14 protein-coding genes and 1 tRNA gene are annotated in these 15,417 nt (G+C 61.9%); 12 read left to right on the forward strand and 3 right to left on the reverse strand.

The window, feature by feature from the left end:
* Positions 1–155 precede the first annotated feature (155 nt).
* Both ABD833_RS05695 and ABD833_RS05700 read left to right on the forward strand, forming a co-directional pair.
* The gene (locus ABD833_RS05695; protein WP_345071563.1) at positions 156–1,037 is read left to right on the forward strand and encodes a DMT family transporter; all 882 of its coding nucleotides are present in this window, start codon (positions 156–158) and stop codon (positions 1,035–1,037) included.
* An 86-nt stretch (positions 1,038–1,123) separates the two neighbouring features.
* Positions 1,124–3,751, forward strand: coding sequence for a DUF5686 and carboxypeptidase regulatory-like domain-containing protein (locus tag ABD833_RS05700; RefSeq protein WP_345071564.1), 2,628 nt, complete (start codon positions 1,124–1,126; stop codon positions 3,749–3,751).
* Positions 3,752–3,840: 89 nt separating this feature from the next.
* On the opposite strand, the gene ABD833_RS05705 is transcribed toward ABD833_RS05700, so the two are convergent.
* Entirely contained in the window at positions 3,841–4,122 is a 282-nt protein-coding gene (locus ABD833_RS05705; RefSeq protein WP_345071566.1) for a DUF4834 family protein, read from the reverse strand.
* A gap of 11 nt (positions 4,123–4,133) precedes the next feature.
* Positions 4,134–4,895 carry an FkbM family methyltransferase gene (locus tag ABD833_RS05710; RefSeq protein ID WP_345071567.1) on the reverse strand — a complete coding sequence of 254 codons (762 nt, stop codon included), beginning with the start codon at positions 4,893–4,895 and terminating at the stop codon, positions 4,134–4,136.
* 173 nt (positions 4,896–5,068) lie between these two features.
* On the opposite strand from ABD833_RS05710, the gene ABD833_RS05715 reads away from it, so the two are divergent.
* The 6 genes from ABD833_RS05715 (at position 5,069) to ABD833_RS05740 (ending at position 11,210) form a co-directional block, all read left to right on the forward strand.
* Positions 5,069–5,141 (forward strand) — tRNA-Thr (locus tag ABD833_RS05715).
* Positions 5,142–5,291: 150 nt separating this feature from the next.
* The gene (locus ABD833_RS05720) at positions 5,292–6,611 is read left to right on the forward strand and encodes a tyrosine-type recombinase/integrase (protein ID WP_345071568.1); all 1,320 of its coding nucleotides are present in this window, start codon (positions 5,292–5,294) and stop codon (positions 6,609–6,611) included.
* A gap of 345 nt (positions 6,612–6,956) precedes the next feature.
* Positions 6,957–7,571, forward strand: coding sequence for an RNA polymerase sigma factor (locus ABD833_RS05725; RefSeq protein WP_345071569.1), 615 nt, complete (start codon positions 6,957–6,959; stop codon positions 7,569–7,571).
* Entirely contained in the window at positions 7,568–8,008 is a 441-nt protein-coding gene (locus ABD833_RS05730) for a hypothetical protein (protein ID WP_345071570.1), read from the forward strand. The genes ABD833_RS05725 and ABD833_RS05730 overlap by 4 nt, the downstream gene beginning before the upstream one ends.
* Before the next feature lie 295 nt (positions 8,009–8,303).
* Entirely contained in the window at positions 8,304–8,504 is a 201-nt protein-coding gene (locus tag ABD833_RS05735; protein ID WP_345071571.1) for a hypothetical protein, read from the forward strand.
* Positions 8,505–8,807: 303 nt separating this feature from the next.
* Positions 8,808–11,210 (forward strand): TonB-dependent receptor, encoded by a 2,403-nt coding sequence (locus ABD833_RS05740; RefSeq protein ID WP_345071573.1) that lies wholly within the window; start codon positions 8,808–8,810, stop codon positions 11,208–11,210.
* A gap of 225 nt (positions 11,211–11,435) precedes the next feature.
* Here the strand turns inward: ABD833_RS05740 and ABD833_RS05745 are convergent, their stop codons facing one another.
* Complete coding sequence (locus ABD833_RS05745) at positions 11,436–11,630, reverse strand: hypothetical protein (protein ID WP_345071574.1); 195 nt, start codon at positions 11,628–11,630, stop codon at positions 11,436–11,438.
* A gap of 629 nt (positions 11,631–12,259) precedes the next feature.
* On the opposite strand from ABD833_RS05745, the gene ABD833_RS05750 reads away from it, so the two are divergent.
* The 4 genes from ABD833_RS05750 (at position 12,260) to ABD833_RS05765 (ending at position 15,291) form a co-directional block, all read left to right on the forward strand.
* Entirely contained in the window at positions 12,260–12,703 is a 444-nt protein-coding gene (locus tag ABD833_RS05750) for a hypothetical protein (RefSeq protein ID WP_345071576.1), read from the forward strand.
* 114 nt (positions 12,704–12,817) lie between these two features.
* Positions 12,818–13,273 (forward strand): hypothetical protein, encoded by a 456-nt coding sequence (locus ABD833_RS05755; protein WP_345071578.1) that lies wholly within the window; start codon positions 12,818–12,820, stop codon positions 13,271–13,273.
* 217 nt (positions 13,274–13,490) lie between these two features.
* The gene (locus ABD833_RS05760; RefSeq protein WP_345071579.1) at positions 13,491–14,564 is read left to right on the forward strand and encodes a sensor histidine kinase; all 1,074 of its coding nucleotides are present in this window, start codon (positions 13,491–13,493) and stop codon (positions 14,562–14,564) included.
* A gap of 4 nt (positions 14,565–14,568) precedes the next feature.
* On the forward strand, positions 14,569–15,291 hold the full coding sequence (locus ABD833_RS05765) for a LytR/AlgR family response regulator transcription factor (RefSeq protein WP_345071581.1): 723 nt from the start codon (positions 14,569–14,571) through the stop codon (positions 15,289–15,291).
* The last annotated feature ends 126 nt before the right edge of the window (positions 15,292–15,417 follow it).

Raw genomic sequence — 15,417 nt, forward strand, 5'->3', positions numbered from 1 at the left:
CAGGTAAAAGGCTGTTTTCGGCTAACACCCGGCAACCGCCCGACGTTCGGCAAGCTACGGCCTCCCGGACAAAACCACCACCCGGCATTCTGGTTAGGATGCAGGGTGCCCCGCGGCCGACCTTTACGCTTTCCTTCCCTCCTGCTCCCGTTCTGATGTCCCTGACCCGCGGCGCCCGCTACATGCTGTTGAGCACCTTGTTCTTCGCCCTGATGAACGTGTGCGTGAAGCTGCTGCCCCACCTGCCGGCTTTGGAAATTATTCTGTTCCGCTCCGTGCTGTCGGTGGTTATCAGCTACGTCACGCTGCGGGCCCTGAACATCCGGCCCTGGGGCACCAACCACTTTTTCCTGATTGCCCGGGGCACGACCGGGGCGCTGGCCCTGATTCTGTATTTCTTCACCCTGCAAAAAATGCCGCTGGCTACGGCCGTTACCATCCAGTACCTGGCGCCCATCTTCACGGCCGTGCTGGGTATTTTTATCGTGCGGGAGAAAGTGCAGCCCTGGCAGTGGGTGTTCTTCCTGCTGTCCTTCGCCGGGGTGCTGGTGGTAGAAGGGGTAGATACCCGCGTGGATCCGCTGTATCTGGCCATCGGGGTGGTTTCGGCGGTTTTTTCGGGCTTCTCCTACAACTCCATTCGTCGGCTTAGGGGCAAGGAAGATCCCTTGGTGGTCGTGTTCTACTTCCCCATGGTGGCCCTGCCCATTGCCGGCGTCTACTGCCTGTTCCACTGGGTACCGCCCCAGGGTCTCGACTGGCTCTGGCTCCTTCTGACGGGCCTGCTTACGCAAGGGGCGCAGGTGTGCATGACCAAGGCCTACCAAGCCGAGAAGCTGTCCAGCGTGGCCAACCTCAACTACATCGGCATCGTGTACGCACTGGGCCTGGGGCTGGTATTTTTCGGCGAAACCTTCCGGCCCGGCTCCTACCTGGGGATGGTCCTGGTGCTGGTGGGCGTGGTGCTCAACACCTGGTATACTTCGCGGCAGGCCCGGGCCGTACCCGTAGCGCCCACCGAAGAAGTGGTAGCCTGAAGGCTGAAGTCATAGATATAGGGACGCCAGGCAACCTTTCCCTCCGGATTCTATCTACCTTCACAACGTCCGTGACCTGTCGTTCTATGCTGCGTTATCTGCTACTCTGCTTCCTCTTCCTGCTTGGCACCGAAACCCACGCGGGCATCGTCCGCGGCCATATTACCGATCCGCAGGGCGCGGCCCTGCCCTTTGCCAACATTGCCGTGCGCGGCTCGGCGACCAGCACGGCCTCCAACGAGCAGGGCGACTATCAGCTGCGCCTCGCCCCCGGCCGCTACGAGCTGGTGTTCCAGTACGTGGGCTACCGGCCGCGCATGGAGGCCGTGCGCATCGCGGGCGGCGACTCGGCCACCGTGCTCGACGTGACGCTGACCCCGGAGAACTACAAGCTGGGCGAGGTCATCGTGCGGGGCTCCGACCGCGACCCGGCTTACGCCCTCGTGCAGCAGGCCATCAACTGGCGGCCCTACCACCAGCGGGAAGTAGCCACCTTCAAAGCCCGCAGCTACATCAAGGCGCTGGGCCGCCTGATCGACGTGCCGGGCCGGGTGCTGGGCATCATAAAAATCGGGCCCGACGTGAAGCCGGGCATCTTCTACCTCTCCGAGTCGGTATCGGAAATGACCTTCCGCCAGCCCGACGTGATTCGGGAGCGGATGATTTCCTCCCGCATCAGCGGCGACGCCAAAGGCATCAGCTTCAACTCGGCCAACTCGGGCAAGGGGCTGAACTTCTACAATAACCTGCTCAAAAACGGCTTCTCGGAGCGCGGCTTCGTGTCGCCGATTGCCGCCAACGCCCTGCTGTTTTATAAGTATGCGCTCGAAGGCAGCACCCGCCAGGGCAGCCTCACGATTCATAAAATCCGGGTGACGGCCCGCCGCCGCAACGACCCGGTATTCTCCTCCGGCCACATCTACCTCGTCGACGGCACCTGGCGCCTGCACTCCGTGTCGCTGGACCTCACGGCCGATGCCCAGCTCAAGTTCGTGGACCGTATTCACATTGAGCAGCAGTTTGCTCCGGCCCCCGGCCCGTCGGACGTGTGGGTGATGCAGTCCCAGAAGATTACGCTGGGCTTCGAGAAGTTCGGCTTCAAGGGCAACGGCTACATCACGGCCATTCTGTCGAACTACCAAGTGACGCCGACCTACCCCAACCGGCCGGTGGCCACGGCCCCGGTGCCGGCCGCTTCGGTGGCCACGCCCGCGCCGGTGGGGCGCGAAACCGTGGCCGAAGTCCGGCGGCAGAAGCCGGCCTTCAGCGGCCTGGCCAGGCAGGTGCGCCAGCGGGTGAAGCGGGCCACGGTAGATTCACTGACCGGGCAGCCCGTCGAGCGGGTGCCCAGGGGCGAAGTGCAGCTGGTCGATAAAAGCGCCAATGAGCGGGATTCCAGCTACTGGGCCGAAGTGCGGCCGATTCCGCTCACCGACGAGGAGCAAAAGGATTACCAGGTGAAAGACAGCACCGAGGTCATCCGCAAGTCGCGGCCCTACCAGGATTCGCTGGACCGGGTGCGCAACCAGCCCGACCCCAAGGAGATGCTGCTGCTGGGCTACACGCATTCCAACACCTTCCGGCAGCGGCGCCTGTACGTGGCCCCGGTGTTCAACATCCTGCAGTACAACACGGTGGAAGGCACGGTGGTGAATGCCTTTACTACCTACACCCAGGAAACCGACGACCGGCGCTTCTACAGCCTCACGCCCACCCTGCGCTACGGCTTTGCCAACCAGCTGCTCAGCCCTCACCTGGCCGCAGTCTGGCAGCACGACCCGGTGCGCCTGGCCCGGGTGACTCTGAACGTGGGCCAGACCATCGAGAACTTCGACCGCAACACCCAGCTGACGCCCTTCATCAACTCGGTCTACACGCTGCTCGACAACCGCAACCTGGCCAAATACTACCGCCGCACCGGCGCCGACGTGGGCTACCAGCGCGAAGTTCTCAACGGGCTCACCCTGCGCGGCGGGCTGGGCTACGACGACCGGCGGGAGCTGCAAAACGCCACCCGCAAGCTGCTGCGCGACGTGCCGGGCCGCGTCTTCACGCCCAATACGCCGCGCAACGACGAAACCCCCGACCCTGGCTTCGGCCGCAATCAGGCGCTTACGTTCGAGCTGAATGCCTCGTTCCGCCCCGGCCAGCGCTACATCACCCGTCCCGACGGCAAGTTCAACCTGAGCTCTAAAAATCCCACGTTCCGCGCCGCTTACCGCCAGGGCGTGCCCGACCTGTTGGGCTCCGACGTGCGCTATTCGCTGGTAGCGGTGGGCATCAACCAGACTATTACGATGGGCCTGCTGGGCACGGGCACCTACAACGTGGCTACGGGCCGCTTCCTGGGCCGCCCGACGCTGTCGTTTATGGACTACCGGCATTTTTCCGGCAACCGCACCCTGCTGACCGGCAACTTCGCTCAGTTTCAGCTCCTGGACTACTACCGTTTCAGTACCCGCAGCCGCTACGTGGAAGCGCACTACAACCAGCATTTCAACGGCTTTCTGCTGAATAAAGTCCCGCTGCTGCGCCGGCTGAAGTGGCAGGAAGTAGCCTCGTTCAACTACCTCTACACGCCCCGGGCGGGTCATTACGTGGAGCTGGGCGCGGGCATCGAGCACATCTTCGGCGTACTCCGGGCCGACGTGTACACCGCCCTGCAGGCAGGACAAAAGCCGGGCACCGGCGTGCGGATTGGCATCGGGCTGTGAGGCTCCCCCGCATCAACTTTGGTGCTTGGGCTGGCATAAAAAAAGGTCTTCCGCTGCTCGCGGAAGACCTTTTTAGTTTTTACACTACTCTATTTCACTTCTTCAAAATCCACATACTCGCCACCCTTAAATTCCCGGGGCTTACGGGGCTTTTCTTTCGGCGGAATAAAGTCGACGTGCACCTCTCCCTCCGGCTGCCGGGAGGCCGTCGGCGCGTTGAAAGGCGCTTCAAATGGAGTGCCCCCGAACTGCTCGGTATACTTGCGGGCCTGCTTTTGCACGAAGCTGGCTACGAAAAAGCGCAGTACCGCCGGCAGCACGTAGCGCACGACGAAAGCGATGAGGAGGAGGGTGATAACAAACGTGACCATTGGGAAGCCGCTTAAGCAGCCGGGTTGGTGGGTTGAAAGTAAAAGTCAGCCGTGACGTGGCTTTCCAGCTGGGCCGGGGTGCAGGACTCTAACTCGAAACGCGCCGACAGGACAAATGGTTTGTAGCCCAGGCCAGCCAGCAAAGCTACCACCGCCCGGCGGTTGTCGAGGCCGTTGAGCTCGGTCTGAATCAGCGGCCGGAAGCGGCGCAGCGTGGCCTGCATGTTTGCGAACACGACCGACTCGAAGCCTTCCACGTCGCACTTCACGAAATCGAGACGGGGCAGCTCGGCCAGCAGCTCGTCGGGCACCCGCATGGGCACCTCGTAGGTGCGGGCGTAGGTTTCGGTGGTGCTGCTGGCGGCTACCTTGGTCATGCCGTGGTGCAGCAGGCCGTCGCGCTCCGGGGTGCCCATCTGCACCAGCTGGTTCTTACTGCCCAGGGCGTAGGGCAGCAGGGTCAGGTTGCTGACGCCGCTGAGCTTTACGTTGTCCTGCCAGATGGCCTGAAACTGCGGAATCGGCTCCACGGCCAGCACCTTGCCGCTGGGCCCGGCCAGCCGCGACAACGCCACCGAGTAGTAGCCCAGGTTGGCCCCGATATCGAGGCAGATAAAGCCGGGCTTGATGATGCGCTGCAGGAAAAACAGCTCCGGATACTTTTCCCGGCCCCAGCCCGCCCCCACCAGCCGCAGGTACACGCGGCTCACGAAGCGGATGTAGCGCTCGAAGCCGAGCGTGCGGACCAGAAGTTTGCGGAGCTGTTTCATCATATCTGGTCGCAAAGATGCCGGAAAGCAGACGAACCGACCGAAAGGCGGCCCATAAAAGTTTGGGTCCGGCCCACTTTTACCGGGGGCTCTCAAAAAAAATCCGGGCGAGGTTGCGCGTTGTTTCCTCATCTGCCTATCTTTGCTGCCCCTGTCGGATACGCCGCCGCGGAAATGCCTCTTTAGCTCAGCTGGTAGAGCAGCTCATTCGTAATGAGCAGGTCGTTGGTTCGAGTCCAATAAGAGGCTCACGTATACACTACCGAAAAACCCGGAAAGTCCTTTCTCCTGTAGCAGAAAGGGTTTTCCGGGTTTTTTGCGTTAGGGCCAGTCGGGTTTTAATGCACGAGAAAGGCGATTTACTACACGAGTAACGCCCCCTTTTACGCCCCCTCTGGTATGACTACTCAATTCGTGCTCCGCACCGACAAGCAAGACGGCAAAGGCCGCTGCCCGGTCCATCTGGTGGCTTATTTCGATGGGCTACGGCTCAAATGCGCAACGGGAGAAAAGTGCAGGCCCGCCGAATGGAACGCAGACCGGCAACGGTTTCGCAGGGGATTTGAGGGGGCTGAGGCCGCCAATGATTTTTTGGCCTTGCGGGCGCAGCAGGTTGGTGACTGGTGGCGGAAGGTGCGGGCAGCGGGGGAAACGCCCACGGTTGCCGGACTGCAGGCAGCGCTGCGGCCGGTACCGGCCGGAGTTGTGCCCGCGGTGGCCGCCGCACAGTCGGTGGCGGTGGTCTACGAGCAGTACCGGGACGCTCTGCGGGCGCGGGGCTACGCCCGGGAGACGTTGCGGCAGCACATCGTAGCCCGTAACCTGTTCAGGGGGTTTGAGGAGCACCGCGGGGCCGTGCTAAATCCGGCGACTTATGACCTGGAAACCCACGACCGGCTGCTGATGTACCTGCGCACGGTGCGGAAGCTGGCCCCCAATTCGATTTATACGGCTATCAAGGATCTGAAATCGTTTCTGCGCTTTCTGCGGGATGAGCGGGGTGTGCCGGTCAGTATTGAGCTGCGCAAGCTGGTGGCCAAGCCTTCGGACTCGCCCAAGCTGTATTTGTCGGCGGTGGACCTGGAGGCCCTGGCCACGGTGATGCTGCCTGCCTCGCTGATACCGGTGCGGGACGTGTTCCTGTTCTGCTGCTATACCGGGCTGCGGTATTCGGACGTGGCGGCGCTGCATCCGGGAAATCTGCACGAGTGGAACGGCGGGCGGGTGCTGCGGCTGGTGCAAAGCAAGACGCGGGCGGGGGTCAGCATCTTCCTGACGGCAGCGGCCTCCACCATCATCGACAAATACGCCGGGCAGCGGACGCGGCTGCTGCCGGTGACGGCCAACCAGGTGATGAACCGCTACCTGAAGCGGATAGCGAAGCTGGCCGGGCTGACGCGGGCCGTGGATTTGGTGAGCACCGAGGGCGGCGGGCTGGTGCGCTCCGCCGTGCCGCAATGCGAGCTGGTGACCGTGCATACGGCCCGGCACACCTTTGCCACGCAGAGCCTGCTGCGCGGAATGCCGGTGGAGGTGCTGCAGAAAATTCTGGGACACAAGAAGATTCAGACCACGCTGATTTACGCCAAGATTATCGAGGACTTTCAGCACCATACCATGCAGCGGATCTGGGACGCGCCGGCCGCCGGGCAAGCCGCGGATGTCGCTACGCCGGTGCTGCCGGGTACTATCTGCGCGGTGGAGCCGCTGGCGGCCTGATAATAAATCCAGATGCCCAGATTCTATGGGGAACCCTCTTAGAGCGTGTGGACACTTAACGAAAAAGGCGGTCATGCTGAGCTTGTCGAAGCATCTCTACCGCTTTTTTGCGGCAAAACGTCCGGTAGAGATGCTTCGACAAGCTCAGCATGACTGTTTCGATGGCTTCAAAGGCCCTTTTGGCTAAGTGTCCACACGCTCTAGAAAACGGAGAATATAGTACGTCAGGAAATCCGGTGCCTATAATCAATCGGCTGGGTACCTTTCGGCTGAACTGTCCTTTCAGACCGCGGCCGATAAATGCCCTGGTGCAACATCATTCCGGCTGACCGGTCTCATGCCTAGATGAGCAACCTGCCCACCTCCCCCCCGACCGACCAGCAGCTTGTGGCGCAGGTGCTGGGGGGAAATACCGCGGCTTTCGGGCACCTCGTGCAACGCACGGAAGGGCTGGTGACACAGATGGTATTCAAAATGATTCGGCATCCCGCCGACCGACCGGATATCGCGCAGGACGTGTACCTGAAGGTTTTTAAGAATTTAACCGGGTTTAAGTTTCAGGCAAAATTCTCCACGTGGGTCGGCCAAATCACCTATAACACGTGCCTGCATTACCTGGAGAAGAAACAATTGGTGTTGCTGGACCCCTCGGAACGCGGGCCGGATGCCCCATCGGAAGAGGGCCGCCGGGCCCCGCCTGCGCCGGGGGCCGGTGCGGACTACGACCCCGAAACGGCCCTTTTTGGCCAAGACCTGGCCGGCATACTGGACACGGCCATCGAGCAGTTGCCCCCGCTCTACCGCACCCTGATTTCCTTGTACCACCAGCAGGAATTGAGCTACGAGGAAATTGCCCAGATAACCTCCTTGCCGGACGGAACCGTAAAAAACTACCTCTTTCGGGCGCGGAAACTGTTGAAGCAACTCCTACTGGCTACCTACCAACGCGACGACTTATGACCAGGCTCCATCTCTCCGAACGCAACCTCCAACAGGCCGCGGAATTCGCTCCCCTGCTGCCAGCCCCCCAGGCGGCTCATCTGCACAGCTGCCGCCTGTGCCAGGGCCGAGTCGCCACTTACCAGCAACTATTTACGGCGGCGGCCCGCCTGCCGAAGCCAGCTTTTGACTTCGACCTGGCAGCCACCGTCCTGGCGCAGCTGCCCAGGGCCAAACCTTCTTTTCCCTGGGCCCTGAGCGCGGTGGCCGTCCTGGTGCTGGGGGTCGTTACCGCGTTCTTAACCCTATTCGGAGGCGTACTGATGCAGATTTTCCAGGGCTTGTCTACCGAACTGGGGACCGGGCTCGGGGCAGTGGCTGGCTTTATTATGGCCGGGCAATGCCTGGAGCTGCTGGCCCGGCATCGCCAGCAAATGAGGCACCTCTCCCTTTTGTAATTCTTTTTTGCAACACGAACGACGGTGGCCGGTCTCATCCGGTACCGCCCCCACTGCCTGACTTATGAAAGGTTTCTTGCTACTACTTTTCTGCCTGACAGCCTGGGGAGCCCAGGCTCAAAGTACCCCGGTACTGACCCCTGACTACAGCACCTTTCAGTATATCGCAAAAAGTGTTTTTCTGCCCGTATTCGGCCTGTTCCTTCTTTGCAACTTTGTATTAGCAGCCATAAAGCTGGTATTAAACTACCTGCTGAAAAAGCAGATAGTGGTAGCTGCCACTTCGGAAAGCATTGTGGAACGCCTGCTGCCCGGCCCGCAGGATGAGCAAAACAAGGTTGTGAAGTGGGTCGCGCTGCTTCTCAGCATTGGCGGGGGACTCACGATAAGCAGTTGGTACCTCCCCTGGGGTCTTCACTCCGTTATCATTTTGATTTTCAGCATTGCCCTGGGGTTTCTGGCCTACTACCTTTTCCTGCGCCGCCAAACGAAGTAAGCCCGCGCAACGCCGTTTCCAGCGACTCTTCTCATCGCCTCCAACCGCAACCGTAGCGGCTGGACACAGGCCCCTATTGCCCCCGCCGCACCTTCTTTTTCTGTCATTTTAACTCCAAATCTTATGAATCAGCCGGTATTCTCAGCTCTATTTACCAGGCATTGCCTGGTACCTTACATTGCAATTAACTTTGCAAATCAATTACTTACACATAAAACCAGGAAATGCGTATCTAAATTGCGGTGTCAGATGCACAGACTCTTAACGGCTGCGAGCATCGGGGGCTTTTGGCTTCGGTGGCTCGTGCTGATAGCCGTTGGCTTGGTGCCCGGTACGCTGTCTGCCCAGACCCCAGGAGAAGTATCCGGCACACTGCTGGACCAAAGCACGCGCCAACCGCTCCCCTTTGCCAACGTCTTGCTGCTGCGGCTGCCGGATTCGACCCTGGCAGGAAATACCCAGACGGCCGAAAATGGCACCTTTACGCTGGCTAACGTCGCGCTGGGCAATTACCGGCTGCGGACGGAGGCCCTGGGCTACCGTCCCGCCCGCCGGCTCGCCACGCTGAGCGGGGCCACCCCAGCGGCCCGCCTGGGCGCGTGGCTGGTGGCCCCGGCGGCCGTGCAACTCGGCAGCGTAGTGGTGCAGGGCGAAAGGGCGGTTATGGTCAACGACCTGGACAAGAAGGTCATCAATGTGGGCCAGGACTTGAACAGCGCGGGCGGTACGGCCGCAGATGTACTCCAGAAAATACCCTCCGTGGCCGTGGACGAGAACGGGCAAGTTAGCCTGCGGGGCAGTTCGGGCGTCACGCTTTACCTCGACGGCCAGCCCGCGCCCAGCAGCCTGCGCCTCGACCAGCTGCCCGCCAGCCGCCTCGAAACCATTGAGGTCATCACCAACCCGGGGGCTCAGTATTCGGCCCAGGGCGCGGGCGGCATCATCAACCTGGTGCAGAAAAAGCAACGCCCGGACAGCTGGAACGGGGAGGCGATGGCCACCGGGGGTACCCGCGACAAGTACAGCGCCTCTCTCAGCCTCAGCCGCCGGGCCGGCAAATTTACCTTCTTTGGCAATGCCGACGGGCTGAATAATCAGTTCTGCGGCAGCACGGCCTTGCGGCAGGTTGCCACCGTGGGCGGCCGCACTGCCGGCACCCACCAGACTGGCCGCAACACGCGCCACCAAGCCAACGAGGGAATACGTTTGGGCGTTGACTACGCTCCCGGCGACCAGCAGCGCCTGACGCTGACGACCGAATTTTACAAAAACGACTACCGCACCACCCAGGATTTCACGACCCTGCTCACCCACGGCTCCGACCCCGTCATCAACCTCCAAAATCAGACTACGCAGGCAGAAAACCTCTACAATGCGCGTATTTCGGGCAGTTACCGGCGCACCTGGGCCGCCCACCCAGGCCGTGAGCTGACAGCCAGCGCCACTTACATCTTGGATGGTGGCACGGTGACGACCCAGCAGCGCGTGCTGGATGGGCCGGGCAGCTACCCGCGGAACGCCCGCCAGCAGCTGCTCGACGTAACCATTCAGATGCCCTCGACGCAGGTGGATTATGTGCATCCGTTGAACGAGAAGCGCCGCTGGGGAGCGGGCGTGAAAACCGACCTGATGGTGACGCCCGGCACGGCCGCCTACTCGGTGCAGCCGGTGGCCGGCGCAGAATTCATTCGACAGGAAGCCGGCTCGTACCGCTACCACTACCAACAGGTGATTCCGCAAGCCTACGGCACGTATCAGCAGAAAGCCGGCCCGTGGGACTACCAGGCGGGTCTGCGGGCTGAATTTACAGGGCTCCAGGCCCTGGTACTGCCTAGCGGCTCGGCCCGCCAACGCCTTTTCAATTTGTTTCCTTCGGCCACAGTAGCGCGCACGCTGCCCCATGACCAGCGCCTCCAACTCAGCTATTCGCGCCGCCTGAACCGGCCCAATTTTCTGCAAATCATTGCCTTGCCCATCTACTCTGATGCCCGCAACTACGTGGTGGGCAGCCCCGCTCTGCGCCCCGAGTATGTTCACGCTGCAGAGCTGGGGCACCAGGTAGCGTGGCAAGCCACGACGCTCAGCGCGACCCTGTTCGGACGCTTCGCCAGCCAGTCCATTCAGAGCCTGCGCACGATTGATACCCTGGCGACCCGCCGCAGCGGCCAGCCCGATTTCATTGCCCGTACCAGCTACGCCAACGTTGGCCGTACGGCCGGCTACGGGCTGGAACTCTCGCTGACGCAGCCCGTGACCCCGTGGTGGAAACTCATTGCCAACGGCTCGTTCTACCGCAACCAGGTGGCCAGCTACACCAACGACGGGACCCGTGCCAACTTCACCGGCACGGCCTATTTACTCAACATCTTAAGCCCGACCAAAACGCTGGCTGTGCAACTCAGCGGCGACTACCGCGCCCCACTGGTGGTGCCGCAGGGGCGCTTGCTGGCCGTGTACGGGGTTGATGTGGCCTTGCGCCAGCGCCTGCTCCACGACCGGGCGGCCCTCACCCTGCGCGTGAGCGACCTTTTTAATACCCGCCGGCAGTACACCCAGCTCAAGGCCACCGACCTGACGGCCGACTTTCGAACCAAGTACGAAACCCGCGTGGGCTACTTAGGATTTATCTGGTTCCTGGGCACTAACAAGCCCGCCAGTACGATTGACCACCAGCCTCGTGGTGACACGGGTGGTCTCGGAGGCTAGGCCCGACGACATAAGCCATCCGTGTGCGCAAAGGGCGGAACCAAGCTGCCTATTCTCCTACGCTTTTGGCTGGGTGGCCTAGGATATGGCTGCACTAGCTAACCGGATTATTCCTTCCACCTGCATAGCTATAGCCGGACGAGACAAGACGAGACAAGGACGAGACAATAGCGGATAGGCTCCCGATAGGCTTCCGCTACGGTCTCGCTATGGTCTAGCGACGGCTTACCTGGCGTTGAGGGCGGCGCGTACTTCCTGCTCGGGCAGGTGGGTGTAGGCGCAAAATTCCTGGATGGAAACCAGGGCGCGGGCGGGCTTGCCGAGCTGCACCCGGATGCGCTGCAACAGGCGCTTGCCGGCCTGGTACCCGTTGCCGGTGATGGCTGCCGCTTCCTTGGGGTAGATGCAAACCTGGGACATAGTGGGTACTTCTGGGGTATAGTTGGCTAGGCAAATATACAACCTGCTCCAAGGGGGATTAGGTTCGGGGCATGAAACTTTTACGGTTTACCCGAATGACTCCGCGGGTGCGGCTCCTGCTTACGGGTGGCGACGCGCCAGTGGTCGGCGTGGCCCAACTGGCCCCGCGGGGCTGCACGGGGCGGGCGCAGGAGCTGCCGGCCAGAGAGCGGGCGGTGATGCCCGCCGGTAAGCCAACGGCACAAACTCAACTACAAAAACCAGCGGCGTTACGGGGTGGGCTGCACCTGGTAGCAAGGTCGCGTAAGCGCAAGCAGCCAACGACGAAAACGAATTCACAGCCTCTAACAACGACCTTTTACGATGGCACGTCAGACTGGTATTATCGGCATTCAGGGCACCGTAGGTGGCCTGGTGTTCAACAAGAACGGCACCATTTCGCAGAAGCCGCAAAGCAACAAAGCGGCTTTTGCCAGCGCCCCGAGCCTGGCCCGAACCCGCGAAAACGCGGCTGAATTCGGCTTGTCGGCCAAGTACGGCAAACTGCTCCGCGACTCGCTACGCGTGGCCATTGCCGCGGCCAGTGACAGCCGCGTGGCCTCGACGATACGAACGACCGGGGCCAGCGGGTGTTTGATGCTTCTAACTCGGCTCCCCTGTTGGGTTTCGACTTCAACGAGGCTTCGGGCATCGGCCAGACGATGTACTTCCCCTACGAGGTGACGGGGGCCGGGGCGGACGTGACGATGAGCATTCCGGCCCTGAATCCCGGCAATGGTATTGCCGCTCCGCAGGGCGCTACACACTTTGAGGTGGTGTTTGCCGCCTCGGAGCTGGATATGGAGACGCTGACCTACACCAACGCCGTGGTGGCCGCTCCGCTGGGTATTCTGCCCCTCAACAGTGCGCCGCTGGTCAACCAGGCGGTGGTGGCCAGCTTCCCGGCGGCTCCGGCTGCCGCTTCGCTGGTGGTGGGTGTGGTGGGCATCAACTTCTACCAGCAGATTAACGGTAAGTTCTACGCCCTCAATAACAACAGCACTAACCCGCTGGCCATTGAGTACGTGGCCTAGGCCTGGCGGCAATTGAGAATGAGGAATTAAGAATGAAGAATTGCTGCTGGCGTGGCCGGGGCAACCATTACTGATTCCTCATTCTTCATTTCTCATCTTTCATTCCGCAACATCATGGCACTTACTGCTTATCAGACCCAATTTAAGCGGCGCATGAAGCGCGCCATCCGCCTGCGGGCGAAAGCCGACCAGAAGGCCCGGCGCTATACCAAGCTCCTGTCGGATGCCATCGGCGCGGCCGAGGACGCGGCCATGCAGATGAACGCGCTCAACCAGATTTACAATGTGGACGTGAGCACCTACACGCTGCTCACGCAGGCGCTGCATGCCAATAGCGGGCAGGAAGTGCTGGAAGACCATCTGGCGCAGAGTACGCCCGGCGAGGAAGTGGTGCTCTTCAACCAGGTGCCGGATGGGAACGGCGGGCGGGAGTTGCCGGCTAACCCGCTGTTTGGGGAGTTGGTGGCGGGGACGCCAATTGTGGTTCAGCCGCCACTAGCAGCAACTGTCGTGGAATCGGTGCCGCAGGTACTGGAAAACGTGCCAGCGGCCGCCGCTGTGAACGAATAATCTACGCCCACTTGGCTAGATAAGAAGCCGGCTCCACTTAGGAGCCGGCTTTTTTTGCAATACACTTTTCTTTAAGACAGCGGGTTAACCCTGCTATCTTGCAGACAGCAATTTGGCGTCTATCATTAGGCTGCCCTCTTATCGGGGCGGTGGGGCGGTACTTGAGTGGCGAGCCAAACCCTGCTACTGCTGGGTGATTTCCGTATTTTAAGTTGCTATGCTTCGCCTAACGACCGACGCCTCCATTTCCTTTACCCGCCGGGATGTGGCGTGGCTGGGCCTGTTCTACCTGCTGGCGGCCTTGCTGGACCGCACCACGGTATGGCTGCTGTGGGGAGGCTGGGAAACGTCGGGGACCGGCCAACCGGCCTACCTGGACCCCCGCGAGTTGATGGCCAGCTCCGGCCTCGACTTTCTGCTGCGGTTTCTGTGCGCGCTTCCCATCGGCTACCTGGTCGGGACCCGGCTGCACGCCCTCGGCCTGGGCCGGCAGCTGCTGGCCTATGGACTCCTGGGGGTGGTATTTGTGGCCGTTACCGGGCTGGGGAGCGCGCAGCTTAAAGCGCGGCTGGGCTGGAGTGTGCTGTTTGGGGGCAAGCTGGGGGCCTACGCCTACTACGTCTCGGCGCTCTTCTACGGGGTGCAGCTGGGACTTATTCTGCTGCTGGTGCACGTGCGCAAGTACAAGCAGGCCCTGCAGGCGCAAGCGGAGCTGCGCGACGCCCTCACGCGCAGCCAGCTGGCGGCGCTGAAGGCACAGCTTAATCCGCACTTTATTCACAACACCTTCAACAGCATCAACGCGGCCATCGAGCCGGCCAACGAGCGGGCCCGGGAGTTGATTATTGATTTATCGGACCTGTTTCGCTACCAGAACGCCGTGGCCCAGCAGGAGTGGGTGACCGTGGCGGAAGAAATCAGCTTCCTGACCAAGTACCTGGGGCTGGTGCAGCGCCGGTTTCAGGACCGGCTGCGCGTGTCATTTGCCGTGGACGAGGCCGTGCTGACGCGCCAGATGCCGCCCATGCTGCTGCAGCCGTTAGTGGAAAACGCCGTGCAACACGGCGTGACGCCCCACGTGGGCGCCTGCGCCATTCACTTGTCGGTGCAGCTGGTGGCGGGCCGGCTGCTGTTCACCGTCGCCGATACGGGCGTGGGGTTGTCGGAAGAGGGATTCCGCCCGGGCCTGGGCTTGCGCAACACGCAGCTGCGGCTGGAAAAACTCTGCAATGCGACGCTGCACCTCACCCCGAACGAGCCCCGAGGGGTCCGGGCCCACTTCAGCTTGTAAGCTTATGAAACGGGTCCTGCTGGTGGATGATGAGCCGGACGCCCGGCAGCTGCTGCGCCAGTACGTGGGCCAGGAGCCCGGCTACGAGCTGGTGGGGGAAGCCCGCGACGGCCCCGAGGCCGTCCGGGCCATTCACGCCCTGCGACCTGACCTGGTGTTCCTGGACATTCAGCTGCCGGGCTGTTCGGGCTTCGAGGTGCTGGCCCGGCTGGAGCAGCTGCCGCAAGTGGTGTTCTCGACGGCCTACGACGCGCACGCCATCCAGGCCTTCGAGTTTCACGCCCTGGATTATTTGCTGAAGCCCTACGGCCGCGCCCGGTTTCAGCAGGCCCTGGCCCGCGTGGCCCACGACGATGCCCGCGTGGAAGCGCTGGCCCAGCGCCTGCTACAGGCCGGCGCGCCCTACGCCCCGCGCGTGATTCTGCACAAGGGCACCCGGCGCGTGGTGGTGGACGCGCACGCCATCCGCTACGTGGAAGCGTACGGGGATTATTGCAAAGTCTACCTGCAGGCCGAGCAGCTGCTGGCCCTCAGTGGCATCTCGGAGCTGGCCCAGAAGCTGGACCCGGCGCTGTTCTGCCGGGTGCACCGCTCCTACCTGGTCAACCTGGCCCACGCGCGGGAGCTGGTGCGGGTCGGCCGCCGCGGCTACGTAGTGCTCGACAACCAAGCCCAAGTGAAAGTGAGCGACTCGTACCAAAGCCAGCTGCAGCGGCTGGTGCTGTAGCGGGAGCCGCTGAGCGCGCCGTTCGGGCGTCGGGCAAGCCCGCCGAACGGTTTCGTCGGCTGTCCGGCGGCTTCGTCGGATTTTATCGGGAATAGCTGCCCGGAGGGACTAGTATTGGGGCTGCAC

The organism is Hymenobacter fastidiosus, from assembly GCF_039539565.1.
Classification (GTDB): Bacteria; Bacteroidota; Bacteroidia; order Cytophagales; family Hymenobacteraceae; genus Hymenobacter; species Hymenobacter fastidiosus.